At 51.4% G+C, this 22,568-nt stretch carries 20 protein-coding genes and 1 tRNA gene; 19 read left to right on the forward strand and 2 right to left on the reverse strand.

Annotated features, from left to right (window positions below; genetic code table 11):
* Positions 1-17 precede the first annotated feature (17 nt).
* The 9 genes from hisJ to ACR9FF_RS00980 all read left to right on the forward strand — a co-directional run bounded on the left by hisJ (position 18) and on the right by ACR9FF_RS00980 (position 9,500).
* Entirely contained in the window at positions 18-824 is an 807-nt protein-coding gene (hisJ, locus tag ACR9FF_RS00940; protein WP_127498599.1) for a histidinol-phosphatase HisJ, read from the forward strand.
* A 143-nt stretch (positions 825-967) separates the two neighbouring features.
* Positions 968-1,921 carry a ribose-phosphate diphosphokinase gene (locus ACR9FF_RS00945; protein ID WP_116394259.1) on the forward strand — a complete coding sequence of 318 codons (954 nt, stop codon included), beginning with the start codon at positions 968-970 and terminating at the stop codon, positions 1,919-1,921.
* A 136-nt stretch (positions 1,922-2,057) separates the two neighbouring features.
* Positions 2,058-3,803: a tetratricopeptide repeat protein gene (locus ACR9FF_RS00950; protein ID WP_205411932.1), complete on the forward strand. Its 1,746-nt coding sequence runs from the start codon at positions 2,058-2,060 to the stop codon at positions 3,801-3,803.
* A 365-nt stretch (positions 3,804-4,168) separates the two neighbouring features.
* Positions 4,169-5,098, forward strand: coding sequence for a thioredoxin-disulfide reductase (gene trxB, locus ACR9FF_RS00955; protein WP_435168285.1), 930 nt, complete (start codon positions 4,169-4,171; stop codon positions 5,096-5,098).
* Between the two features lie 164 nt (positions 5,099-5,262).
* Positions 5,263-6,213, forward strand: coding sequence for an ROK family glucokinase (locus tag ACR9FF_RS00960; RefSeq protein ID WP_116394256.1), 951 nt, complete (start codon positions 5,263-5,265; stop codon positions 6,211-6,213).
* A gap of 41 nt (positions 6,214-6,254) precedes the next feature.
* Positions 6,255-7,139 (forward strand): RNase adapter RapZ, encoded by an 885-nt coding sequence (gene rapZ, locus ACR9FF_RS00965; protein WP_085982376.1) that lies wholly within the window; start codon positions 6,255-6,257, stop codon positions 7,137-7,139.
* 12 nt (positions 7,140-7,151) lie between these two features.
* Positions 7,152-8,138, forward strand: a complete 987-nt coding sequence (locus ACR9FF_RS00970; RefSeq protein ID WP_435168288.1) for a gluconeogenesis factor YvcK family protein — start codon at positions 7,152-7,154, stop codon at positions 8,136-8,138.
* Positions 8,139-8,145: 7 nt separating this feature from the next.
* Positions 8,146-9,075 (forward strand): DNA-binding protein WhiA, encoded by a 930-nt coding sequence (whiA, locus tag ACR9FF_RS00975; protein ID WP_116394254.1) that lies wholly within the window; start codon positions 8,146-8,148, stop codon positions 9,073-9,075.
* 155 nt (positions 9,076-9,230) lie between these two features.
* A complete protein-coding gene (locus ACR9FF_RS00980) occupies positions 9,231-9,500 on the forward strand; it encodes an HPr family phosphocarrier protein (RefSeq protein ID WP_012772176.1) in 270 nt (89 codons plus the stop codon).
* A gap of 139 nt (positions 9,501-9,639) precedes the next feature.
* On the opposite strand, the gene clpP is transcribed toward ACR9FF_RS00980, so the two are convergent.
* Positions 9,640-10,221: an ATP-dependent Clp endopeptidase proteolytic subunit ClpP gene (gene clpP, locus ACR9FF_RS00985; protein WP_174806616.1), complete on the reverse strand. Its 582-nt coding sequence runs from the start codon at positions 10,219-10,221 to the stop codon at positions 9,640-9,642.
* 171 nt (positions 10,222-10,392) lie between these two features.
* A tRNA-Arg gene (locus ACR9FF_RS00990) sits at positions 10,393-10,467 on the reverse strand.
* Between the two features lie 247 nt (positions 10,468-10,714).
* Between ACR9FF_RS00990 and ACR9FF_RS00995 the strand changes: the two genes are divergently transcribed.
* The 10 genes from ACR9FF_RS00995 (at position 10,715) to smpB (ending at position 22,480) form a co-directional block, all read left to right on the forward strand.
* The gene (locus tag ACR9FF_RS00995; protein ID WP_116394252.1) at positions 10,715-11,761 is read left to right on the forward strand and encodes a sugar-binding transcriptional regulator; all 1,047 of its coding nucleotides are present in this window, start codon (positions 10,715-10,717) and stop codon (positions 11,759-11,761) included.
* A gap of 77 nt (positions 11,762-11,838) precedes the next feature.
* Entirely contained in the window at positions 11,839-12,843 is a 1,005-nt protein-coding gene (gene gap, locus ACR9FF_RS01000; RefSeq protein ID WP_127498591.1) for a type I glyceraldehyde-3-phosphate dehydrogenase, read from the forward strand.
* A gap of 200 nt (positions 12,844-13,043) precedes the next feature.
* Positions 13,044-14,225: a phosphoglycerate kinase gene (locus ACR9FF_RS01005; RefSeq protein ID WP_127498588.1), complete on the forward strand. Its 1,182-nt coding sequence runs from the start codon at positions 13,044-13,046 to the stop codon at positions 14,223-14,225.
* Positions 14,226-14,263: 38 nt separating this feature from the next.
* Positions 14,264-15,019 carry a triose-phosphate isomerase gene (gene tpiA, locus ACR9FF_RS01010; RefSeq protein WP_435168291.1) on the forward strand — a complete coding sequence of 252 codons (756 nt, stop codon included), beginning with the start codon at positions 14,264-14,266 and terminating at the stop codon, positions 15,017-15,019.
* A 1-nt stretch (position 15,020) separates the two neighbouring features.
* Positions 15,021-16,556, forward strand: a complete 1,536-nt coding sequence (gpmI, locus tag ACR9FF_RS01015) for a 2,3-bisphosphoglycerate-independent phosphoglycerate mutase (protein WP_127498583.1) — start codon at positions 15,021-15,023, stop codon at positions 16,554-16,556.
* Positions 16,557-16,634: 78 nt separating this feature from the next.
* Positions 16,635-17,927, forward strand: coding sequence for a phosphopyruvate hydratase (eno, locus tag ACR9FF_RS01020; RefSeq protein ID WP_116394247.1), 1,293 nt, complete (start codon positions 16,635-16,637; stop codon positions 17,925-17,927).
* A 159-nt stretch (positions 17,928-18,086) separates the two neighbouring features.
* A complete protein-coding gene (gene secG / locus ACR9FF_RS01025; RefSeq protein WP_116394246.1) occupies positions 18,087-18,323 on the forward strand; it encodes a preprotein translocase subunit SecG in 237 nt (78 codons plus the stop codon).
* A gap of 176 nt (positions 18,324-18,499) precedes the next feature.
* Positions 18,500-21,346 (forward strand): ribonuclease R, encoded by a 2,847-nt coding sequence (gene rnr / locus ACR9FF_RS01030; RefSeq protein ID WP_435168295.1) that lies wholly within the window; start codon positions 18,500-18,502, stop codon positions 21,344-21,346.
* Positions 21,347-21,634: 288 nt separating this feature from the next.
* On the forward strand, positions 21,635-21,835 hold the full coding sequence (locus ACR9FF_RS01035) for a cold-shock protein (RefSeq protein WP_012772186.1): 201 nt from the start codon (positions 21,635-21,637) through the stop codon (positions 21,833-21,835).
* 162 nt (positions 21,836-21,997) lie between these two features.
* On the forward strand, positions 21,998-22,480 hold the full coding sequence (smpB, locus tag ACR9FF_RS01040; protein ID WP_116394244.1) for an SsrA-binding protein SmpB: 483 nt from the start codon (positions 21,998-22,000) through the stop codon (positions 22,478-22,480).
* Positions 22,481-22,568: the final 88 nt, after the last annotated feature.

Below are 22,568 nucleotides of genomic sequence, written 5' to 3' on the forward strand. Positions count from 1 at the left end.
AGAAAGGCCGGTATGCCATGTTTATCGATTATCATACCCATCACGCCCGCTGCGGCCATGCTGTCGGCTCGCTGGAGGAATACGTACGGAAGGGGATAGAGATCGGTCTTGCGCAGATCGGTCTTTCTGACCATATGCCGCTGCTCCATGTGGACCCGGCGACGTATTACCCGGAAATGGCGATGCCGATGGAGGAGCTGCCTCGGTACGTGGAAGAGTGTCTGGCCCTGAAGGAGAAGTATAAAGGCCAGATTGACGTCCGCGTCGGCCTTGAAGGCGACTATATCGAAGGACAGGAAGAAAAAATTGAAACGATCATCCATGCTTATCCGTTTGATTATGTGATTGGGTCGGTGCATTTCTTGGGAGAATGGGACATCACCGATTTCCGTCAGACCCATGGCTGGGAAGGCAAGAACCGGATGAAGGTGTACGAGCAGTATTACGATGCGGTGGCGAAAGCCGCGGCGACGGGCTTTTACGACTACATCGGACATATCGATGTCATCAAACGCTTCGGCTTTAAGCCCGAGGAGGACGTTACGCATCTGGAGAATGCCGCGCTTGAAGCGGTGAAGCGTCACGGAATGGCAATCGAGCTTAACGCATCGGGTCTCCGGATGCCGGTAGAAGAGATGTTTCCGAGCCGCAGAATGCTCGAATACGCCAAACAATTGAGCATTCCAATCACGATTGGGTCGGATGCGCATCAGCCAGAAAGACTGGGACAATATTTAGATCAAGCGCGTGCGGTGTTGAAAGATGTCGGTTTTTCTCAGCTGGCGACCTTTGAACGGCGAAAATTGGTATTAGTCGATTTTTGAATTATGGTAAATTAGATGTATAATGATATGGAACAAGCATGGCGCGGTATGAAAGCGTCCTGCAATTGACGAAGGCTTTGCCTTATGGCGAAGTTTAGGACTTCATGTCAAATTATTTGGTTTAAAACGCTCAGGAGGGTATCATGTTTAGCGACAAGTTGCGTATTTTTTCGGGTTCGTCCAATCCCGCGTTGGCTCAAAAGATCGCCGGTGATCTGGGATTGACACTCGGCGCCATCAAAATGTCCCGTTTCAAGAGCGGGGAGATCTACGTCCACTACGAAGAGACGATTCGTAACTGCGACGTATTCCTCGTTCAATCGTTCTCGCATCCGATCAACGAGCATTTTGTCGAACTGCTCGTCATGATTGACGCAGCGAAGCGGGCATCCGCGAAGACGATCAACATCATCATGCCGTACTACGGCTATGCGCGCCAAGAGCGCAAAGCAGCACCGCGGGAGCCGATCTCCGCGAAAATGGTGGCAGACGTTCTTACTACGGTTGGTGCAAACCGTGTCATCACGATTGACCTGCATGCGCCGGCTATCCAAGGCTTCTTCAACATCCCGGTAGACCACATGACAGCTCTTGATCTGCTCAGCGATTACCTGAAGTCGAAGAACATCGAAAATCCGGTAGTCGTGTCTCCGGACGCTGGCCGTGCATCCACGGCTGAAAAGCTTGCGAATAACCTGGACACATCGTTTGCCATTATGATCAAGAAGCGCCCTGCGCATAATGAGTCCTCGATTACCCACGTAATCGGCGACGTAGAGGGTCAAACCGCTATCATTATCGAAGACTTGATCGATACGGGCAGCACGATTGTCAACGTTGTAGAGAGCTTGAAGGAGCGCGGAGCCAAAGAAGTCTATGTATGCGCAACTCACCCGCTGTTCTCGGGCAATGCCATTGAGCGTTTGAATCATCCTCATATCAAAGAAATTATCGTAACGGATTCGATCTCTCTGCCAGAGAATCGTCCGGATAAGTTCACGGTATTGTCGGTCGCTCCGCTGCTTGCGGAAGCAACCCGCATTATCATTGAAGGCGGTTCGATCAGCACCCTCTTCAAGACAAACGGCGGCGTTTAATCGAATATGGCAATGACAAGAAAATCGCGGGCGTTTTTCCTTACGTTCGCGATTTTCCCACATATTCTTTCGTGTTAGGATAGGCATTGCTATGGTATAATCGTAGAAAATCAAGTTCCGGGAGGTGCCTTGCCAGGTGAAAGAGAAGAAACGTGAAGCCATAGAACAGACAGCCAAGATCATACCGATACAATGGGACGCCACGTTCTTTTTCGAGCGGGCCGTGCGCTCGTTGGATCGTTACCACTATGACAAGGCACTCAAATATTTCCGGCGTGCCGTGGAGTATGAACCGGAAAATCCGGTTAATCATTGCAACATGGCAGGCATCATGTCGGAGATGGGCAATTATGAGGAATCCAACCGGATTCTGAAATGGATTGTCGATGAGCTGGATCCGACCATGACGGAATGTCATTTCTACATGGCCAACAACTATGCCAACATGGAGATGTACGAAGCAGCGGAAGGCGCGCTTATTCATTATTTGGAGGAAGACGCGGACGGACAATACCTCGACGAAGCCGAGGAAATGATGGAGCTTCTCCATTATGAGCTGGAGCGCCCTGCACCGTTGACGAATATAAAAGCGCGCGAAGGAATGGTCGAGCACGACCAGGCCCGCAAGCTTCTGGAAGAAGGCAAGTTTACGGAAGCGGTCCGTATCTTGGAGAAAATTATTGAGGAGCAGCCGGAGTTTCTGGCAGCCCGCAATAATTTGGCGCTGGCCTATTACTATATGGGCATGTTCGACAAAGCGATGGCTACGATCCGGGAGGCGCTGGAGCTCGAGCCCGGGAATTTGCATGCCCTTTGCAATCTGGGGATCTTCTATCAGCATGCGGGAGATAAAGATAGTCTTACTCCTCTGCTTGATTTGCTGCGCAAAACGGCGCCGTTCCATCAGGAGCATGTCTTCAAGCTGGCTACTACGATGGGCATTCTGGGAGAGCATGAAGCGGCGTACCGCCATTTTACCCGTCTACTGAAGGATGCGGAGCTCAACCTTGACCCTTGCCTGTATCACTACGCCGCTGTAGCCGCATGCCATATCGGCCGTTATGCGGAGGCGGAGCGCCTGTGGAAGCAGGCGGCGAAGCTGGATCCGGAATCGGATATTCCGCGTTATTACATGGAGCAGTTGGCTCTCATCAAAGCCGGCGACCAGAACGCATCGGTAAGCTATCACTATCATTTGCCGTTCGAGGAGCAGTTCAAGCTGTGGGAAAATTCCTCGGACGGACTTCCCGAGCATTTAAAGCGCGACCCGCTCGTGCGCTCCTCGTTCTTCTGGGCACTCCGTCACGGAGACCAGAATACGAAGCTGCAGGTCATTCAGGCGCTTGGCATGATTGCCGACAATGAAGTCAAGGACGTCCTTCGCGCATTCCTGCTCGAAGCGGACGAAGATGATTATTTGAAGCGGATTGCCGTGTTTGTGCTTCGCACAATCGGCGTACAGGAACCGCTTCAAGCCGTACTGGAAGGCAAAGCTACGGTCATTGAGCCGAACCGGGTTCCATCCCGTCTGCCCGTATGGGAAGACAAGTGGCAGGAGGTCGTGGAAGCGGCGATGTCTCGCGTGAACAAACGTTTCGACCTTGTGCAGCAGTACGATCTGATGACGCTGTGGGTAGAGTTCCTGTCCAGACTGTATCCAGAAGTGCCAAAGCTGACCAAGCCGGAAGGCTGGGCGGCGGCGCTTGAGTATTTAACGGCGAAAATGCACCGGCGGACAACGTCGTATCCCGAAATCTCGGAGCGTTACGGCGTCTCCATCGCAACCGTAAGCAAAAACGCAAAAAAAATCGACGAGGTATGCGGGATCAAGGAAAAGATGAAATCGATCAGCTCGGTTTTCTCCTTGGACCATCTCGAATAGGGCATTCCGCCCATTACCAACGCACTTAGGATAAGGTTCCCTAAGTGCGTTTTGTTTTTCCCGGGCAAACTTATATATAATAAGGATATATAAGTTTGCCCTAATCTTTTCCTTCTCCAACCACACGTTGGTTGGACGACTTAAAAATCTCTGCGATGTAGTCTGTTTGATCGCACGCTGTAAGCGTAGCGGAAATAACGTACTGGAGAAGCGTAGCGTTCGCCTTTGTCCACCGAATTTCAACCGCTAAAGCGGTTATTCAAATGAAGAAATTCGGGGACAACAGCGATTGGAAGGATGTTATTTTCGCGTAGCGGCATCACGAGCGACAACCAGCAACCATCGCCACTTTTAGGAGGACAATCATGTACAAATCCATTATTATAGGCACCGGCCCAGCCGGCCTCACGGCAGCGATTTATTTGGCGCGCGCAAACATGAAGCCTCTTGTCATCGAAGGACCGGAGCCGGGCGGCCAGTTGACAACGACGACGGAGGTCGAGAATTTCCCGGGCTTCCCGGAAGGAATTATGGGGCCCGACCTGATGGCGAATATGCGCAAGCAGGCAGAACGTTTCGGCGCCGAGTTCATGACCGGATGGGTGAACAGCGTCAACATGTCGGAGCGTCCGTTCAAGCTTCAGGTAGAAGGCAAAGGCGAATTTGTCGGCGAAACGATCATTATTTCTACCGGAGCCTCGGCTAGATGGCTGGGTATTCCCGGCGAGAAGGATAATATCGGCCGCGGCATAAGCACATGCGCAACCTGTGACGGCTTCTTTTTCCGCAATAAAAAGATCGTGGTGATCGGCGGCGGCGATTCGGCCATGGAGGAAGCGAACTTCCTTACCCGATTTGCGACGAATGTTGAACTCGTGAACCGTCGTGATGAGCTCCGCGCCTCAAAAATCATGCAGGACCGCGCACGCGAGAACGAGAAAATCAGCTGGAGCCTGAACCGTACGCCGCTGGAGGTAGAAGCGAACGGCATGGGCGTTACCGGCCTTAAAGTCCGCAACAATGCAACGGGCGAAGACGAAACGATCCAGACGGACGGTGTATTTATCGCGATTGGCCATACGCCTAACACGAAGTTCCTGAACGGCCAGATCGACACCGACGAGCATGGCTACATTAAAGTGAAGCCAGGCAGCTCGGAGACCAACGTGCCGGGCGTATTCGCTTGCGGAGACGTACAGGACAACAAATACCGCCAAGCGATTACGGCGGCAGGCAGCGGCTGCATGGCGGCGCTTGATTGCGAACGGTTCCTCGAGAACGTCGGCTCACATTAATAAACGAGATAAAGTCGGCCCTTTCCTCTCCCGGAGAGGGCTTTTTCCTGCCAGCTTCTTATAGCTCAAGGGAAACACTGGGGCGGCGATTATCTTGACCGGAATAGGGCATTGGCTTATAGTTGGTTAAAGAGTAGATAACATATTAATGAGGTGGACTAGTAATGTCTGAGAAGATTTACGTTGGAGTCGATGTCGGCGGCACCGCTATTAAAGTTGGGATTTGTAACGTGGAGGGAGAATTGCTCCACACTTACGAAGGGCCGACGGAAACGAGTAAAGGTACGGACACCATCCTTCATAATATTGCGCAGTATGCGCGGAACATCGTGACCGAATCGCCGTTCGAATGGGAGCAAGTTGCAGGCGTTGGCGTAGGGATCGCCGGCTTCCTTGATATTCCGAACGGTATTGTGAAATTTTCGGGCAACTTGAAGATTGAGAATGTTCATTTGAAGGAATATCTCGAGAAGGAGCTTCAAGTTAAAGTCCTCGTTAATAATGACGCAAACGTTGCCGCGCTTGGCGAAGCATGGGCTGGAGCGGGCAAAGGCATCGATAACTGCGTCTGCTATACACTGGGTACCGGCGTAGGCGGCGGTATTATTATCGGCGGCAAAATCGTAGAGGGCTTTGCGGGCATGGCCGGCGAGCTGGGTCATATCGCGATTGTTCCCGATCTGGAAGCGATTCAATGCGGCTGCGGCAAAATGGGCTGCCTCGAGTCGGTATCCTCCGCTACGGGTATTATCCGCATGGCGAAGGACGCTGTTGAGCGCGGAGACCGTACCGTCTTGTCGACAGTAGAAGACATTATGGCGAAAGACGTTATCGACGCCGCGAAAGCAGGCGACGAGGTTGCTTCGCGTATCGTTAGCCGCGCTGCGTACTACCTTGGCAAATCGATGGCATTGATGGCTGTCGTATTGAATCCGGAGTGCTTTATTATCGGCGGCGGCGTGTCGAAAGCAGGCGACTTCCTGTTCGACCAAATTCGCGAGGTATTCCAGAAATATACCCAGAAGGAAGCACAAGAAGGCGTGAAGATCGTTGCGGCTACGCTTGGCAATAACGCGGGCGTTGTAGGCGCGGCGGGTCTTATCTTGCGTTCCTAATGAGTATGGACAGCGTTACGATGGGGAGAGAGGGGACAGCTATGGAAACGGGAGCGATGTCAAAGCTTGTTATCATTACAGGGATGTCTGGCGCGGGCAAGACGATTGCCGTACAGAGCCTTGAGGATTTGGGCTTTTTCTGCGTTGATAATTTACCGCCGGTGCTTATCCCTAAATTCGCAGAGCTGATTGAGCAGTCGAATGGCAAAATCGGCAAAGTAGCCCTTGTGATTGACCTTAGGGGCCGTGAATTTTTTACCGCCTTATCGGAATCTTTAAGCTTTATCAAAGAGCATTTCACGATCAGCTGCGAAATTTTGTTCCTGGACGCAACGGACGAGGTGCTCGTCCAGCGCTATAAGGAAAGCCGCCGTCGTCATCCGCTTGCTCCGGAGGGCATGCCGCTTGAAGGCATCCGCAACGAGAGAAGAATGCTGGAGGATTTGAAGGGCTCGGCTTCGCAGGTTATTGATACAAGCAATATCAAGCCGGCACAGCTCAAGGAGCGTATCATTTCCCGGTTTACGAACTTGGAGAATAACAGCCTTTCGGTGAATGTGACCTCCTTCGGGTTCAAATACGGCATTCCGATCGACGCCGATTTGATTTATGACGTGCGCTTTTTGCCTAATCCGCATTACGTGGATCATTTGCGCCCTAATACCGGGCAAAACCCGGAAGTGTACGATTATGTGATGAAATGGCCGGAGACGCAAGCCTTCCTGACCAAGCTGCTCGATATGCTCCAGTTTCTTCTCCCTCTTTACCACAAAGAAGGCAAGAGCCAGGTCGTTATCGGCATCGGGTGTACGGGCGGCAAACACCGCTCGGTTGCGATTGCAGAATATTTGGGTCGCATGCTCGGCAGCAGCGATACGGAACGGGTACGCGTCAGCCACCGCGATGCTGACCGTGATAAGCATTGACGGGGTGATTGGATGCAGAATAGGCATAAAATTATAAGGCGGCCGAAAATTGTTGTGGTAGGCGGCGGAACCGGCTTGTCGGTGATGCTGCGGGGGCTTAAGGAGAAGCCTCTCGATATTACGGCAATCGTGACGGTCGCCGATGACGGGGGAAGCTCGGGAGTACTGCGCAACGAACTGCAGATCCCGCCTCCGGGCGATATCCGCAACGTTATTATGGCGCTTGCGGATGCGGAGCCTTTATTGACGGAAGTGCTTCAATACCGTTTCTCCAGCGGCACCGGATTAGCCGGGCATAGCCTGGGTAATCTGATGCTGGCTGCGATGACGGATATTGCAGGCGATTTCGTTACGGGCGTACGGGAGCTTAGCAAGGTATTGGCCGTGCGGGGACGAGTGCTTCCTGCCGCGGGCCGGGCTATCGTGCTGAAGGCCGAGATGGCCGACGGTACCGTTGTGGTCGGGGAATCCATGATTCCGAAGGCTGGTAAGAAGATTAAACGGGTATTCGTAGAGCCCGACAATGTAGAGCCTCTTCCGGAGGCTATTGAAGCGATTGAACAAGCCGATGCGATTCTGATTGGTCCAGGGAGCTTGTATACGAGTATTATTCCGAATCTGCTCGTACCTAAGCTAGCGAAGGCCATTGTGGAATCAACGGCTGTAAAGCTGTTTGTCTGCAACGTGATGACGCAGCCGGGCGAGACGGATGGATACTCGGTCAGCGATCATCTCAAGGCCGTGCAGGACCATATCGGGCATAAGCTTTTCGATTACGTGCTGGTCAACGATGGGGAGATTTCTCCGGAGGTGGCGGAAAAGTATGCGGAAATGGGCTCTACCCAGGTAGAGCTGGATATAGACGAAATAAACCGGTTGGGATACGAGATTATATCCGATCGTCTCGTGCTGTACCGGACGTTTTTGCGTCATGACGCAGAGCGGCTAAGTCATCATATTTATAAATTAGTGGAAAACTGGATGTTAAGAAAGAGGTGAACAAGCGATGTCATTTGCGGCCCAAACGAAGAAAGAGCTGACGATGGTTGAGGCGGATACCTGCTGTGAACGTGCCGAATTGTCCGCACTCATTCGAATGAATGGCTCGGTCAGCGTCTCCAGCCGCAAAGTCGTCCTCGACATCTCAACTGAAAACGCAGCAATTGCCCGCCGGATCTATTCCTTGGTGAAAAAGCATTTTGAAGTGCATACGGAGCTGCTCGTCCGTAAGAAAATGCGTCTCAAAAAAAATAATGTATATATCGTCAGAATTCCGACGAAGGTACAGGAAATACTAAGTGAGCTGCGAATTGTATCCGAAGGCTTTGTGTTTAACTTGGGTATTGATAAAGAAATCATCAAAAAGCCGTGCTGCAAACGATCTTATCTGCGCGGAGCGTTCCTGGCCGGCGGCTCGGTCAACAACCCGGAGGGCTCTTCCTACCATCTTGAAATTTCGTCGATGTACGAAGAGCACTGCGAGGCGCTGGTTGAGCTGGCCAACAAGTTTGGACTAAACGCAAGATGTATCGAGCGGAAGAAAGGCTTTGTGTTCTACATCAAAGAGGGCGAGAAAATTATCGAGCTGCTGAACATTATTGGCGCCCATCAGGCATTGTTCAAATTCGAGGACGTCCGCATTATGCGCGACATGCGGAACTCGGTTAACCGGATCGTGAATTGCGAAACGGCTAACCTGAACAAAACGATTGGCGCGGCTGTCAGACAAATCGATAATATCAAGCTGCTGCAAAAGGAAATCGGATTAAACAATCTTCCCGATAAGCTTAGAGAGGTTGCCGAAATCAGGCTACAGCATCCGGATATGAACCTGAAGGAAGTTGGGGAAATGCTGAAGGGGACCGTAAGCAAGTCCGGCGTTAACCACCGGTTGCGGAAAATTGATGAACTTGCGGAAAAAATCCGAAACGGCTAAACTTTTAACCTAGTGCATCAGATGGTATAATGATATAATATGAACAAAAAGTCTTATGCAAGGTGTATCATTGCATTTTAAAGGTATTAGTCATGTCAGGCTGAGCACTGAAGCGAAATTGCCAGACTTATTATAGTATAGGGGGTATGGTTACCATGACAAGGCTACCGGTTGTCGTTCGTCTTAAAACAGGTTTGCACGCTAGACCTGCCGCATTATTCGTTCAAGAAGCGAACAAATTTTCCTCCGAAGTATTTGTTGAGAAAGACGACAAGAAAGTAAACGCAAAATCCATTATGGGTATCATGAGCCTTGCGATCAGCTCGGGCACAGAGATTCATATCAGCGCAGAGGGTTCGGATGCAGAACAGGCTGTAAACGCTTTAGTCGCGCTCGTCAGCAAAGAAGAGCTGGAGAACCAATAAGAACCGACAAAGAGGGGTGTCCCGAGTCATCATTTTGAATGACAATGGGATAGTCCTTTTTTCTTTGATTTTTAAGAAAATGACAAAAAAAGCGGCTGCTCATGGAAATCCATGTTCAGCCGCTTTTTGTATTTATGCGTTAGATACGCTCGATGACTTTATCGACCAGACCGTATTGACGAGCTTCTTCCGCGCTCATGAAGTAATCGCGGTCGGTATCCTTCTCGATGCGATCGAGAGGTTGTCCGGAACGCTCAGCCAGGATGCCGTTCAGCTTATCGCGCATTTTGATAATGCGGCGGGCGCGGATTTCGATATCGCTTGCTTGACCTTCAGCGCCGCCAAGCGGTTGATGAATCATCACTTCGCTGTTCGGGAGCGCATAACGCTTGCCAATGGCACCGGCCGTGAGCAGGAAAGCGCCCATCGATGCCGCCATGCCGACGCAAATTGTCGAAACATCGGGTTTAATGTATTGCATCGTATCATAGATAGCCATGCCTGCCGTAATGGATCCGCCAGGGCTGTTAATGTAGAGAGAAATATCTTTCTCAGGATCTTCTGCTGCAAGGAACAGCATCTGAGCAATAATGGAGTTGGCTACCACATCGTTGACGCCCGACCCGAGGAAGATGATGCGATCCTTCAGAAGGCGGGAGTAAATGTCGTAAGCGCGTTCTCCGCGATTGCTCTGTTCAATAACCATAGGAACGAAATTCATATCCAACCAAGTCCCCTCCTCAAAATAGCAAAGATGGTATTACTGATTCCCATTCTAGCGGATGATCAAACAAAAGTCAAAGATAGTCAAACTCAATTTTTGAGAAAAACAAAAAAACCGTCCTCATCGAGGACGGTTCCTGTTTATGTATAGCGTTAAGGTAAAGTTGAATGGCGCGCCCGCTAGGAATCGAACCTAGATCTCAGGCTCCGGAGGCCTACGTCATATCCATTGGACCACGGGCGCATATTTGCATAAGAAAGCAACAGCAAAACTTAGTATACGCGATTGTATTGTAGAAAGCAAGACAGATGAGAAAAATAAATTTGAGCAAATCGTGAATACAAACGCTTTCATCGGCGATTGCTTACTTGCCATGTGAATTGTTTTTAGCTAAAATAGAGGTGGGACTTAAAGTGAGTATGCGGGACGTTTAACGTCCATCCCCTGAAAGCCCATTACGCCTATTGACGGGTGGAGTGAAAAGTAGAGGATGCGTCACATTATTGAGCTGCAGCAGCAGCTTCTCCCAGATTTGCTTGACGTGATGAAGAAGCGATACTCGATATTGCGCCAAGTGATGTTGTCCGATCTGATCGGCCGGAGGACGCTCGCCAATTCCTTAGGGATGACGGAACGGGTGCTGAGGGCGGAAACAGATTTCCTGAAATCGCAGGGACTGCTGGAGATTCATACGGCGGGAATGCGGATCAGTGAAGCGGGCAAGCAATTGCTTGAGCAATTGGAGCCCTTCTACAAGACGTTATTCGGCTTGTCCGATCTGGAAGAGAAGATCAGGAGTCACTTCGGATTATCGCAGGTCATTGTTGTAGCAGGCGATTCCGAGGAGTCGGAGCAGTCGAAGCGGGAGCTTGGAAGAGCGGCCTGCCAGGTGCTTCGCAAAGTGATGGAGCCAAACGATGTCGTGGCCGTAACCGGCGGAACGACGATCGCTCAGGTAGCTAACCAATTAACTTCTACGACACCACTCAAGAACAACTGGTTTGTACCGGCGAGAGGCGGACTTGGCGAAAGTCTCGATTATCAAGCCAATACCATTGCATCCACAATGGCAAAGCGTACTGGCGCCAATTACCGGATGCTCCATGTGCCGGATCATCTTGGTGACGAAGCCTACGCATCCATGATGCAGGAACCGAATATCCGCGATATAGTCGAGGTTGTCCGGAGTGCCCGAATCGTCGTACACGGGATCGGGGACGCTATGGTGATGGCCCGGCGCAGAAAGCTGAATCCTGAACTGGTGAAGGCGATGGCCGCGGATGGCGCATTGGCTGAAGCTTTCGGTTTTTATTTCGACCGTAACGGCGAGGTTGTTCACAAAATGCAGACGGTAGGATTACGACTCGAGGATATTGTGAAGACTGAAGTTGTTATAGGAGTGGCTGGCGGCCATAGCAAAGGCGAAGCCATAGCAGCCATTATGAAATTTGGGCACAATGATGTACTTGTTACCGATGAAGCGGCGGCTCTCGAGATGTCCGCGATCATCGATGAACAGCAGCAATCGTTATCTTAACGATTTGCGGCAGGCTCTGCTGCAGAACGTTTTGAAATATATACCATAGTCATTTAAAAGCTTAGGAGGAATTTAAAATGGTTAAAATTGGTATTAACGGATTTGGTCGTATCGGTCGTAACGTGTTCCGCGCATCGCTGAACAACCCTAATGTTGAGGTAGTAGCGGTAAATGACCTGACTGACACTAAAACACTTGCACACCTGCTGAAATATGACACAACTCATGGCACTCTTGATGCTACGGTTGAAGCAAAAGAAGGCGCAATTCTCGTTAACGGCAAAGAAATCAAAGTATTTGCTGAACGTAACCCTGAGAACCTGGCATGGGGCTCCGTAGGCGCTGAAATCGTTGTTGAGTCCACTGGTATCTTCACAGCGAAAGAAAAAGCCGAGCTTCACCTTAAAGGCGGCGCTAAAAAAGTTATCATCTCCGCTCCAGCAACTAACGAAGACATCACAATCGTTATGGGCGTTAACGAAGACAAGTACGATGCTGCATCGCACACTGTAATCTCCAACGCTTCTTGCACAACGAACTGTCTTGCACCATTCGCAAAAGTATTGAACGACAAATTCGGTATCGTTAAAGGTATGATGACTACTATTCACTCGTACACAAACGACCAAGCCGTACTGGACGTTCCTCACAAAGACCTGCGTCGTGCTCGCGCAGCTGCTGAGAACATCATTCCTTCGTCGACAGGCGCTGCAAAAGCAGTATCCCTGGTTCTGCCTGAACTGAAAGGCAAACTGAACGGCATGGCTATGCGCGTTCCTACGCCTAACGTTTCCGTAACTGACCTGGTTGCTGAACTGAAAGTTAACGTTACGGTTGAAGAAGTTAACGCAGCTCTGAAAGAAGCTTCCGAAGGCGCTCTTAAAGGCATTCTGAACTACAACGAACTGCCACTGGTATCCAGCGACTACAACAGCGACCCAGCTTCCTCCACAATCGACGCTCTGTCGACTATGGTAGTAGAAGGCAACATGGTTAAAGTTATCTCCTGGTACGACAACGAGTGGGGCTACTCGAACCGTGTAGTTGACCTCGCTGCATTCGTGGCAAGCAAAGGTCTGTAAGATACACACGCTATTCCACAATTGCATGGAACGCTTTCGTCCCGGAGCTTGACGCTCCGGGATACGCTTAGTCTGCGGCTCCACTTAAGTGGATATTAGGCGAAGGCGTTCCTTCTTGCGAGAAGGAACGCCTTTTTTGCTGCTGTTATAGGCTTTATCTCATATATGCTTTCAACTTCATAATCAGGGAGGCAACACCATTGAATAAGAAAAGTGTTCGTGACGTAGAAGTAGCAGGCAAACGCGTATTTGTACGCGTCGATTTCAACGTACCACTCGAAGATGGCAAAATTACTGACGACAAGCGTATCCGCGAAACGCTTCCTACGATCAACTATCTGATCGAAAAAGGCGCTAAAGTAATCCTCGCGAGCCACCTTGGCCGTCCAAACGGTGAAGTGGTTGAAGAACTGCGTCACACAGCTTCTGCCGTACGTCTGTCCGAGCTTCTTGGCAAACCGGTTGTAAAAGCTAACGACTCCGTTGGTGAAGAAGTGAAAGCACAAGTTAACGCGCTGAACAATGGCGACGTACTCCTGCTTGAGAACGTTCGTTTCCATGCGGGCGAAGAAAAGAACGATCCGGAACTGGCTAAGCAATTCGCCGAGCTGGCTGATCTGTTCGTAAACGATGCGTTTGGCGCCGCTCACCGTGCCCACGCTTCGACAGAAGGCATTGCGCACTACCTGCCTGCAGTATCGGGTCTCTTGATGGAACGCGAGCTTGATGTTCTCGGCAAAGCGCTGAACAACCCTGAGCGTCCTTTCACAGCAATCGTTGGCGGTTCGAAAGTAAAAGACAAAATCGACGTTATCAACAAAATGATCGAGATCGCTGATAACATCATCATCGGCGGCGGCTTGTCTTACACCTTCTTCAAAGCGCAAGGCCATGAAATCGGCCAATCGCTCGTTGACAACTCCAAGCTGGATCTGGCTCTTGAGTTCATCGAGAAAGCAAAATCGCTGGGTAAAAACTTCCTGATCCCTGTTGATATCGTTATTACTGACGAGTTCAGCAAAGACGCAAACACGAAGATCGTTGACGTTGACGGCATCCCTGCTGACTGGGAAGGCATCGACATCGGTCCTAAAACTCGCGAGATTTACGCTGACGTTATCAAAAACTCCAAGCTGGTTGTTTGGAACGGGCCAATGGGCGTATTCGAAATCGAACCATTCTCCCACGGTACTCGTGCGGTTGCTAACGCATGTGCGGAAACAGCTGGTTACACGGTAATCGGCGGCGGCGACTCCGCTGCGGCTGCAGAGAAATTCGGCGTGGCAGACAAAATGGACCATATCTCCACTGGCGGCGGCGCTTCCCTGGAATTCATGGAAGGCAAAGCACTTCCGGGCGTTGTAGCTCTTAACGATAAATAAGATAGAAATATATAATTTTAGAAACGAGGGAATATACGATGAGCAGAACACCTATTATTGCAGGTAACTGGAAAATGTTCAAAACCGTTTCCGAAGCTGTATCGTTCTTCTCCGAAGTAAAAGGCAAGGCTGAGGTTGCTGGCGTAGAGAGCGTCATTTGCGCTCCTTACACTACTCTTCCTGCGCTTGTTGAAGCGGCAAAAGGCACGGCGATCGCAATCGGCGCGCAAAACCTGCACTTCGAAGACAACGGTGCGTTCACGGGCGAAATCAGCGGCGTTATGCTGAAGGATCTTGGCGTGAAGTATGTCATTATCGGTCACTCCGAGCGTCGTGCTTACTTCGCTGAAACCGACGAGATCGTTAACAAAAAAATGCATGCGGCATTCAAACACGGCATTACGCCAATCGTTTGCGTGGGCGAAAAGCTCGAAGAGCGCGAAGCTAACCAAACGAAGGATGTTTGCAAAGTGCAGACCGAAGCGGCATTCCAAGGCCTGTCGGCTGCGCAAGCAGCTGAAGTGGTTATCGCTTATGAGCCAATCTGGGCGATCGGCACAGGCAAATCATCGACTTCCGAAGACGCGCAGGACGTTATCGGCTACATCCGCAGCGTAGTTGCTGATCTGTATGATGCGGCAACGGCTGATGCGGTTCGTATCCAATACGGCGGCAGCGTAAAACCTAACAACGTTGCGGAATACATGGGACAAGCGGACATCGACGGCGCTCTTGTCGGCGGCGCATCGCTTGAACCTGCTTCCTATATCGCACTCGTTGAGGGGGCCAAGTAAGATGGCTCCGAAACCAGTTGCACTGATTATTCTCGACGGCTTTGGCCTTCGCGACGACGTAACCGGCAATGCCGTTGCGCAAGCGAAAAAACCAAACTACGACCGCTACTGGTCGACTTATCCGCATACAACCCTTACGGCTTCCGGCGAAGCAGTAGGTTTGCCGGATGGCCAAATGGGCAACTCCGAGGTTGGTCACTTGAACATCGGCGCTGGCCGTATCGTATATCAGGATCTGACTCGCATCTCGAAGTCGATCCGCGACGGCGAATTTTTCGATAACGAGACGCTTCTTGGGGCGGTTCGCCACGCGAAAGCGAACGGCAAGAAGCTTCACCTGTACGGCCTGCTGTCCGACGGCGGCGTACACAGCCACATTGCTCATCTGTTTGCTCTGCTGGAACTGGCTAAGAAAGAGGAGCTGAACGAAGTATTCATTCATGCCTTCCTCGACGGCCGCGACGTTGCTCCGGACAGTGCGAAGGGTTACCTGGAACAGCTGCAAGCGAAGATTGAAGAAGTGGGCGTAGGCCAGATCGCTACCGTTCAAGGCCGTTACTACGCAATGGACCGCGACAAGCGTTGGGAGCGTACGGAGAAGTCGTACCGCGCCATGGTTTACGGCGAAGGTCCTAAATACACGGATCCTATCAAGGCTGTAGTTGAATCCTATGAAAAATCCGTTTATGATGAATTCGTTATGCCAACGGTTATCGTTGGAGAGAACGATGAGCCGGTAGGCCTGGTTGAATCGGAAGACTCCATCGTCTTCTTCAACTTCCGTCCCGACCGTGCGATTCAGCTTGGCCAAGTATTCACCAATGAAGATTTCCGCGGCTTCGACCGTGGCGAGAAATGCCCGAAAAACCTGCATTTTGTCTGCCTGACGCTGTTCAGCGAGACAATCGGCGGTTATGTGGCGTACTCCCCTAAGAACCTGGATAATACCCTTGGCGAAGTGCTTGTTCAAAACAACAAGAAACAACTCCGCATTGCCGAAACCGAGAAGTACCCGCATGTCACGTTCTTCTTCAGCGGCGGCCGCGATGTTGAGCTTCCGGGCGAGACTCGCGTACTGATCAATTCGCCGAAGGTTGCAACTTACGACCTGCAGCCGGAAATGAGCGCGTACGAGGTTGCGGCGGCAGCGGTGAGAGAGATCGAAGCCGATAAGCATGACGCGATCATTCTTAACTTTGCTAACCCTGATATGGTAGGTCACTCCGGCATGCTGGAGCCGACAATCAAAGCAGTTGAAGCAACCGACGAATGTCTGGGTCAAGTGGTGGAAGCTGTCCTTGCAAAAGGCGGCGTGGCGATCATTACGGCTGACCACGGCAACGCGGATATGGTATTCGACGAGAACGGGCGTCCGTTCACCGCGCATACGACGAACCCGGTTCCTTGTATCGTTACAGTGGCTGGCGGAGAGCTTCGCGAAGGCGGCATTCTGGCTGACCTGGCTCCAACGGTTCTTGATTTGCTCCAGCTGGCTAAACCAGCCGAAATGACAGGTACAACATTGATTCAGAAGTAAGTTTCAAGGTAGAATCAATACAGCTTGTTTTCCATGCTTCAACCCTATAAATAATTTAACTGAAGGAGTGTTACTCAAATGTCTATCATCGTTGACGTTTACGCACGCGAAGTGCTGGATTCCCGCGGGAATCCAACTGTAGAAGTAGAAGTATCCCTGGAATCCGGCGGCAAAGGCCGCGCAATCGTACCATCCGGCGCATCCACTGGCGCTTACGAAGCTGTTGAGCTTCGCGACGGCGACAAAGGCCGTTACCTGGGCAAAGGCGTTGAAAAAGCGGTTGAGAACGTAAACGCGATTATCGCACCTGAAATCATCGGTCTGGACGCTCTTGATCAAGTAGCAATCGACCGCAAAATGATCGAGCTTGACGGTACGCCTAACAAAGCTAAGCTTGGCGCTAACGCAATCCTGGCTGTATCGATGGCTGTTGCACGCGCTGCGGCTGACGCGCTGAACGTGTCCCTGTACACTTACCTCGGCGGCTTCAACGCAAAAACGCTGCCAGTTCCAATGATGAACATCATCAACGGCGGCGAGCATGCGGACAACAACGTTGACGTTCAAGAGTTCATGGTTCTGCCGGTTGGCGCTCCAACCTTCAAAGAAGCTCTTCGCATCGGCGCTGAAATCTTCCACAACCTGAAATCGGTTCTGAAAGACAAAGGCCTGAACACTGCGGTAGGCGACGAAGGCGGCTTTGCTCCTAACCTTGGTTCCAACGAAGAAGCGATCACAACAATCATCTCCGCTATCGAGCGTGCTGGTTACAAACCGGGCGTTGACGTATTCCTCGGCATGGACGTAGCTTCCACTGAGTTCTACAAAGACGGCAAATACCACCTCGAAGGCGAAGGCAAATCCTTCACTTCCGCGGAATTCGTTGACCTGCTTGCTTCGTGGGTTGAGAAGTACCCAATCATCACAATCGAAGACGGCTGCTCCGAAGACGACTGGGAAGGTTGGAAATTGCTCACTGACAAACTCGGCGGCAAAGTACAGCTCGTTGGTGACGACCTGTTCGTTACAAACACAGAGCGTCTGTCTGACGGTATCGAAAAAGGCGTGGGTAACTCCATCCTCGTTAAAGTTAACCAAATCGGTTCGCTTACTGAAACATTCGACGCGATCGAAATGGCGAAACGCGCTGGTTACACAGCGGTTATCTCCCACCGTTCCGGCGAAAGCGAAGACAGCACAATCGCTGACATCGCGGTTGCTACAAACGCTGGCCAGATCAAAACAGGCGCTCCGTCCCGTACGGACCGCGTAGCGAAATACAACCAATTGCTCCGCATTGAAGACCAACTCGGTTCGGTTGCTCAATATGCAGGCAAATCGGCATTCTACAACCTGAAAAACTTCAAATAAGTTTTTTGGCAATAGGTAAAAAGGCATCCCGGTGAGGGGATGCCTTTTTTGCTGTTTAATGGAATTCACGCCGATATTTGAAACTATTGAATTACTTGTCCTCCTATGATAAAATCAATTTATGTGTTTAACGGAGCTCCTATGCTGGAGGTGGATCAAATGGAAATCTTTTGGAAGATTTTGCTCGTTATTTTTGCAATCGGCTTGATCTCAGTTGTATTGCTGCAAAAAGGGAAAAGCGCTGGATTGTCCGGGGCGATTACTGGCGGTGCTGAGCACTTGTTCGGTAAGCAGAAGGCGCGCGGTTTGGACTTGTTCCTTCAGCGTTTGACAGTAGGGCTGGCGAGCGGGTTCTTTATCCTGGCGCTGGTTGTAGCATACGTAGTTAAAGTGTAAATCATTACGATTCGTACTCAGAAACGGAGGGAGACCTCCGTTTTTTTGTTTTTTCCGGTCTTTTACGGATGCTAAGGAATGATTTCGTGTATACTAAACGGTATATGATAATCTATCAACCGGTAGCTGGATGGCGGTAGGGAAAGCCTCCGGTGTATGAGGTGACAAGGAAAACTATGATGCAAGAGCAGGAACTGCTTGATTTTATGCGGGAAACGGCCTACAAGCCGATGACTTATCAGGAGCTGGAACAACATTTCGGCATTAACGATGCGGCGGAGTTTAAAGAATTCCTGAAGCTGCTTAATCAGCTCGAGGAAGAGGGCAAAGTCATTCGGACGCGCAATGAACGCTATGGCGTTCCGGAGCGTATGAACCTGCTAAGAGGGAAAATCCAGGCGCACGCGAAGGGCTTCGCGTTTTTGCTGCCTGACGAGAAGGATCATCCTGATGTTTACATACATGCAAACGATCAGAAGAGCGCGATGAACGGCGATATCGCGCTGGTGCGCATTACTTCGCAAAGCGAAGGCGGAGGCCGGATGGAAGGCGAGGTCGTCCGCATTGTGCAGCGTGCCGTTACGCAGGTAGTGGGCACGTTCGAAAGCCATGAGGCATTTGGCTTTGTAGTTCCGGATGATAAACGGATTAACCGGGATATTTTTATTCCGAAGGGTGAATTTCAAGGGGCGGTAACCGGTCAGAAGGTGGTCGTAAAGATTACTTCCTATCCGGAAGGACGGTCTGCGGCGCAAGGCGAAATTATCGAAATTCTCGGACATAAGAACGATCCGGGCATCGACATTTTGTCCATTATTCGCAAGCATCAGCTGCCCGAGGGCTTCTCGGATGAAGTGATGGCCGAGGCCGAGGCGGCTCCGGACTCCATTACCGAGGAAGAGATTGTTGAACAAGGCCGCCGCGATCTTCGCGGAGAAGTGATTGTGACGATTGACGGCGAAGACGCGAAGGACCTTGATGACGCGGTTCATGTGAAGCGGCTGGAGAACGGCAACTATCTGCTTGGCGTTCATATCGCCGATGTCGGCTACTACGTGAAGGAGCGTTCGGAGCTTGACCAGGAAGCTTTCCGCCGGGGATGCAGCGTTTACCTGGTAGACCGGGTTATTCCGATGCTGCCGCACCGTTTGTCGAACGGGATTTGCTCGCTGAATCCTCAGGTTGACCGGCTGACGCTTTCCTGCGAGATGGAGTTTGACTCCAAGCTGAAGCGCGTTCGCCACGATATTTTTACAAGCGTTATTAAGACGAAAGAGCGCATGACCTATACGAATGTGCGCAAGATCTTGACGGCCACCGAAGAAGAGCCGGAGACAGAGCTGAAGGAACGTTACGCCGACCTGCTGGGCATGTTCACGCTGATGGAAGAGCTTGCGATGAAGCTTCGGAAGAAACGGATGAAGCGCGGCGCCATCGACTTTGATTTCCAGGAATCGAAGGTGATCGTGGACGAGGAAGGCAAGGCGGTTGATATTATCAAGCGCGAGCGTTCCATTGCGGAAATGATTATCGAGGAGTTCATGCTTGCGGCGAACGAAACGGTAGCCGAGCATTTCCACTGGCTCCGCGTGCCGTTCCTGTACCGGATTCACGAGGATCCCGATCAGGAGAAGCTGCTTCACTTCATGCAATTCGCTTCGAACTTCGGTTACGTGGTAAAAGGCAAGGGCAATTCGGTTCACCCGCGCGCCTTGCAGACGCTTCTTGAAGAGATCCACGGCACAAAGGAAGAGACGGTTATTTCGACCGTGATGCTTCGCTCCATGAAGCAGGCGAAATACGATGCGGAAAGCCTCGGCCACTTCGGGCTTGCGGCGGAGTTCTACTCCCACTTCACATCGCCGATCCGGCGTTATCCGGATCTAGTGATTCACCGGGTTATCCGCGAAGTTCTCGAGAACGGCGGGGCATTGCCGGAAAAACGAAACGAGGCGCTGGCGGCCCGCATGCCGGACATCGCGCAGCATTCCTCCGAACGCGAACGCGTGGCGGTTGATGCGGAACGGGATACGGATAAGCTCAAAAAGTGCGAATTCATGCTGGACAAAGTCGGCGAGGAATTCGACGGCATTATCAGCAGCGTGACAAGCTTCGGCATGTTTGTCGAATTGGATAATACGGTGGAAGGCCTTATACGGCTGAGCGGTTTGACGGATGATTATTACCACTTCCACGAGCTTCATATGGTGCTGATCGGCGAGCGTACTTCTAAGGTATACCGCATCGGCGATGAAGTGAAAATCCGCGTGGCGCAGGTGAACATGGACGATTACACCATCGATTTCGAGATGGTGGACATGAAGCCGCGCAGCGATTTCCGTGGCGTAGCGGATGCAGGATTTGGCGCGCGCAACGGAGGCGGCCGCAAGCGCGGAGGTTTCAGCCGCGGCGGGGACACGGGCGCGGTAGTTGGACGCGGCGGCGGAAAAGGCGGCCGCGGGAAGGAAGGCGGCCGCGGCGGCGAAGCGCGCGGCGAGCGTGGTAATCGCGGCCCTGGCAAGGGCGGCCGCGGAGATGTTCAGCGCGCCGAGCATGGCGGCGCGCAAGGAAACGCGAAGCGGAAGCGCGGAGGCGCTGACCGCGGAGCGGCCGGGGGCGCGAGCCGCGCGGCCGAAGGCGCGGCGGAGCGCTCGCCTTGGCAAGAGCAGGCGAAGCCGCTCGAGCAAGGGCGTCAAGTGCGCGGGGCAAGGCCGCGCACGGATATGTGGGGGCTGCCGATTAGCGGCAGCCGCGGCAGAGACGCCGATACGGGCGAAGACCCGGATCAAGGCTCGGTCTTTGATGGCGGCCGCGGCAGGCGCGGCGGCCGGGGCAACCGCAGCGGAGGCGGCGGAGGTCAGCGCAGCGACGGAAGATCACCGCAAGGTTCGAATTCTTCGAGCGGAACGAATAATTCCGGCGAGGAAGGGAAAAATAAAAAGAAGAAACGAAATGGCGGCGGCGGTAGCGGGAATGGCGGCGGCAATTCCACAGCAGCGTTTGTCCGCAAGAAACGTAAATAAATATTTAACATGACAAACGTACTATAACTCTAAATAACGGCGCTGCAAGACGGGGCGCAGGCTGCGGAGAAGCAGCGCCGTTTTCCTTGAATAAGCTGGGAAAATATATTTAAGCTTGTCGCTTGATTTTTGATTTTGGGTATAGTACACTCAAAGCAATTGATGATATGAACCTGAATTCACATATTGAAAAGGGTGTCATTTAAGTCATGGACCTTTTTCAATGTGTGAATTTTTTGTTTCGATACGAAATAGGCGCATATTAATACATTTTTGGAGGTAATACACATGCAACAAGGTACAGTTAAATGGTTCAACGCTGAGAAAGGTTTCGGCTTCATCGAAGTTGAAGGCGGCAATGACGTATTCGTACACTTCTCCGCAATCGTTGGCGAAGGCTTCAAGACTCTTGAAGAAGGCCAACGCGTTGAGTTCAACGTTGTTCAAGGCAACCGCGGACCACAAGCTGAGAACGTTGTTAAGCTGTAATAGCTTAATTTAACGAACGAAGACCGCCCTTAACGGGGCGGTTTTTTTGTTTATGTAAGCGATGTATTTTCGAGTCTTGCTTTAGAATTATAAAGTTGTTACAATGTATTCCTAATAACGCTTCTCTATTGGAATGCGTAAACGAAAATGAGGTGAACCGCTGTGGGTGCTAAAAAAAATGACGGCAAACAGCTCGCTCAAAACAAAAAAGCTTCCCATGATTACTTCATTGAGGATACGTATGAAGCGGGAATCGTGCTGATGGGCACGGAGATCAAGGCTCTCCGCATGGGGAAAGCGAATATTAGCGATGCGTTTGCAACGATCAGGAATGGCGAGATGTTTATTCATAACATGCATATCAGTCCTTTTGAACAGGGCAACCGCCATAATCCGACTGATCCGACCCGCGCTCGGAAGCTGCTGCTCCACAAGCAGCAAATTCACAAACTGCTCGGCCAATCCAAGCAAGAGGGCTACTCGATCGTGCCGCTAAAGATTTACGTGCGTAACGGCTACGCGAAGCTTTTGATTGGTCTTGGTAAAGGTAAGAAGCAATACGATAAGCGCGATACGGCCGCGAAGCGCGATGCGCAACGGGATATCCAGCGTGCGCTGCGCGAGAAGCAGAAAGTCGTAAGGTAATTGGCATTTGCTTCACTCGCTGGTTCAGGTTCCAGCTTTCCGCCATCATTGGCATTAAGAATCTAAGCATTAGCGATGAAGTTCGTGT

The sequence above is a fragment of the Paenibacillus glycanilyticus genome (genome assembly GCF_051200795.1).
In the GTDB taxonomy this organism is placed as follows: domain Bacteria; phylum Bacillota; class Bacilli; order Paenibacillales; family Paenibacillaceae; genus Pristimantibacillus; species Pristimantibacillus glycanilyticus.

What these genes read in the sequence shown, in the direction of transcription:
- ACR9FF_RS00970 (WP_435168288.1), top strand. Translation starts at nt 7,152, where the DNA reads ATGCAGAATAGGCATAAAATTATAAGGCGGCCGAAAATTGTTGTGGTA.
- ACR9FF_RS00980 (WP_012772176.1), top strand. Translation starts at nt 9,231, where the DNA reads ATGACAAGGCTACCGGTTGTCGTTCGTCTTAAAACAGGTTTGCACGCT.
- ACR9FF_RS01035 (WP_012772186.1), top strand. Translation starts at nt 21,635, where the DNA reads ATGCAACAAGGTACAGTTAAATGGTTCAACGCTGAGAAAGGTTTCGGC.
- gap (WP_127498591.1), top strand. Translation starts at nt 11,839, where the DNA reads ATGGTTAAAATTGGTATTAACGGATTTGGTCGTATCGGTCGTAACGTG.
- gpmI (WP_127498583.1), top strand. Translation starts at nt 15,021, where the DNA reads ATGGCTCCGAAACCAGTTGCACTGATTATTCTCGACGGCTTTGGCCTT.
- tpiA (WP_435168291.1), top strand. Translation starts at nt 14,264, where the DNA reads ATGAGCAGAACACCTATTATTGCAGGTAACTGGAAAATGTTCAAAACC.
- eno (WP_116394247.1), top strand. Translation starts at nt 16,635, where the DNA reads ATGTCTATCATCGTTGACGTTTACGCACGCGAAGTGCTGGATTCCCGC.
- trxB (WP_435168285.1), top strand. Translation starts at nt 4,169, where the DNA reads ATGTACAAATCCATTATTATAGGCACCGGCCCAGCCGGCCTCACGGCA.
- clpP (WP_174806616.1), bottom strand. Translation starts at nt 10,221, where the DNA reads ATGAATTTCGTTCCTATGGTTATTGAACAGAGCAATCGCGGAGAACGC.
- secG (WP_116394246.1), top strand. Translation starts at nt 18,087, where the DNA reads ATGGAAATCTTTTGGAAGATTTTGCTCGTTATTTTTGCAATCGGCTTG.
- ACR9FF_RS00995 (WP_116394252.1), top strand. Translation starts at nt 10,715, where the DNA reads ATGCGTCACATTATTGAGCTGCAGCAGCAGCTTCTCCCAGATTTGCTT.
- ACR9FF_RS00945 (WP_116394259.1), top strand. Translation starts at nt 968, where the DNA reads ATGTTTAGCGACAAGTTGCGTATTTTTTCGGGTTCGTCCAATCCCGCG.
- ACR9FF_RS00960 (WP_116394256.1), top strand. Translation starts at nt 5,263, where the DNA reads ATGTCTGAGAAGATTTACGTTGGAGTCGATGTCGGCGGCACCGCTATT.
- rapZ (WP_085982376.1), top strand. Translation starts at nt 6,255, where the DNA reads ATGGAAACGGGAGCGATGTCAAAGCTTGTTATCATTACAGGGATGTCT.
- rnr (WP_435168295.1), top strand. Translation starts at nt 18,500, where the DNA reads ATGATGCAAGAGCAGGAACTGCTTGATTTTATGCGGGAAACGGCCTAC.
- hisJ (WP_127498599.1), top strand. Translation starts at nt 18, where the DNA reads ATGTTTATCGATTATCATACCCATCACGCCCGCTGCGGCCATGCTGTC.
- whiA (WP_116394254.1), top strand. Translation starts at nt 8,146, where the DNA reads ATGTCATTTGCGGCCCAAACGAAGAAAGAGCTGACGATGGTTGAGGCG.